This is a genomic window from Streptomyces sp. DI166 (assembly GCF_900091315.1).
Classification (GTDB): domain Bacteria; phylum Actinomycetota; class Actinomycetes; order Streptomycetales; family Streptomycetaceae; genus Streptomyces; species Streptomyces fuscus.
In genome coordinates, this window is sequence record NZ_FLSP01000226.1 from 1 (window position 1) to 1731 (window position 1731).

The window sequence follows — 1731 nt, forward strand, 5'->3', positions numbered from 1 at the left end:
GCCCGCACCTCGCGCACCCGCGCGGTCGCCCTCGCCCGCCGCTGCCAGGGCGCCCGTACCCCGGCCCTCTCCGGCCTCGTCCTCGGTGAACTCACCGCCCGCCAAAGCCAGATCGTCACCCTCGCCGCGGCGGGCCTGAGCAACCGCGAGATCGCCGAGCGCCTCACCCTGTCCGTACGGACCGTGGGCAACCACCTCTACAGCGCGTACGCCCGACTCGGCGCGAGCGACCGGGGGGCGCTGTCGTGGATGGTCGAACTGCCGGACGCGCAGCCCGCGTGACGCGAGTGGGGCAGCGTTGTCCCGGTGATGGGCGTCGTCTGCGGTGCCCAGCCCGCCGCATGCGCGTGGGGCAGCGTCGTTTCGATGATGGGCGTCGTCCGCGGCACCCAGCCCGCCGCACGCGAGCGGGCCCCCTCAGGCCGCCCCGAATGCCGTGAACGCCCACCCCGTCGCCTGGTGGAGGGCGTCCTGCGGCACGGCGGCCCGGGCGTCGCGCAGGGACTCCGCCAGAGACAGGCCCGCGGACAGGGACTTGTGCAGGGCGAGCATCAGGGGGACCACCGCTGCGTCGTTCACCGGCGCCGTGCACGCCACCACCCCTGCCGTGCCCAGCGGCAGCAGGGCCGTGACCAGGCCCAGGAGTTCGTCGGCGCCCACCGAGGCGAAGCGGGCGGTGTCGCAGCAGGAGAGGATGATGCGGTACGGGCTGCGGTCCAGGTGCTCGAAGTCGTGCACGATCAACGGGCCGTCGGCCATACGGAGGGAGGAGAACAGTGGGCTGTCCGCCCGGAAGGTGCCGTGCGCCGCTATGTGCGCCAGGGCCGCGCCGTCCAGCTCCTTCAGCACGCGCGGCACGCTCGCGTCGTCGCCCTCCAGGAGGGTCGGCGTGCCGTAGCGGTCCGCGAGTTCCGGCACCTCCGCGCCGCCCGTCGCCAGGCCCGGGCCGCGCACCAGCACCCGCCGGCCGCCCGGCGGCGGCTCGGTCTCCCGGGCCCGCAGCCAACTGCTCGCCGACGGCGACACGCTGAGTACCTTCTCCCGCAGCGTCGGCAGCAGGGCCCACGGCACCCGGTGCAGACGGGCCGGGGGGACGATCACGACCGGGCCGGAGCCCAGATGCTGTGCCGCCGGGCCGAGCAGCAGCTCCTCCAGGCGGTGTCCCGCGGCCTCCACCACGGGGAGCCGGGCCGCCGCCCCGGGGTGGGCCAGCCGCCGCAGCCCCGCCTGCACATGCTCGGCCTCGACCTCCGCGTCGGCGAGGAGCCCGGCCTCGAAGCGGCGTACCCTGCCACGGCCGCACAACAGCACCTGCACCCGGCCGTCCACCACGGCCAGTTCCACCAGCCGCGTCCCGTCACCGAGCCGCTCCAGCAGGCGTCCCGCGTCGAAGCGGTCGCCGTCGCCGGCCTCCTCGCCGCGCATGTGCAGGGTGCGGGAGCGGATCTCCCGTTCCAGGCGGCGCTGTTCGCGCTCCAGGGCGGGCACCGGACGGCCCTCCATGCGCGCTTCCTCCGCGCGGGCCGCTATCTCCCGGAACGCGGTGAGCCCGCGTTGCAGCGCCGGGTCGGCGGGCGGCCGGGTCGGCGGCGCCGACAGCACCGTCGCCCGCCACCGCTCGCTCCACACCAGCAACCGCCGCGGCCCGCCCGAGTCCAGGCTCACCCGCTGCGCCAGCGCCGCGAGTTCGGCGCCCTGCGCGGTCGCCCGCGCCCGCAGCTCCGAGGCGCC

General features: G+C 76.4%; 2 protein-coding genes. One reads left to right on the top strand and one right to left on the bottom strand.

The window, feature by feature from the left end; translation table 11 throughout:
• Window positions 1–282, top strand: a 282-nt coding sequence (locus GA0115233_RS39960) for a response regulator transcription factor (RefSeq protein WP_141689669.1), incomplete at its 5' end; no start/stop codon positions are given.
• 135 nt (window positions 283–417) lie between these two features.
• Here GA0115233_RS39960 and GA0115233_RS39965 read toward each other — a convergent pair.
• On the bottom strand, window positions 418–1731 hold a 1314-nt coding region (locus GA0115233_RS39965; protein ID WP_141689670.1), incomplete at its 5' end, for a CHAT domain-containing protein.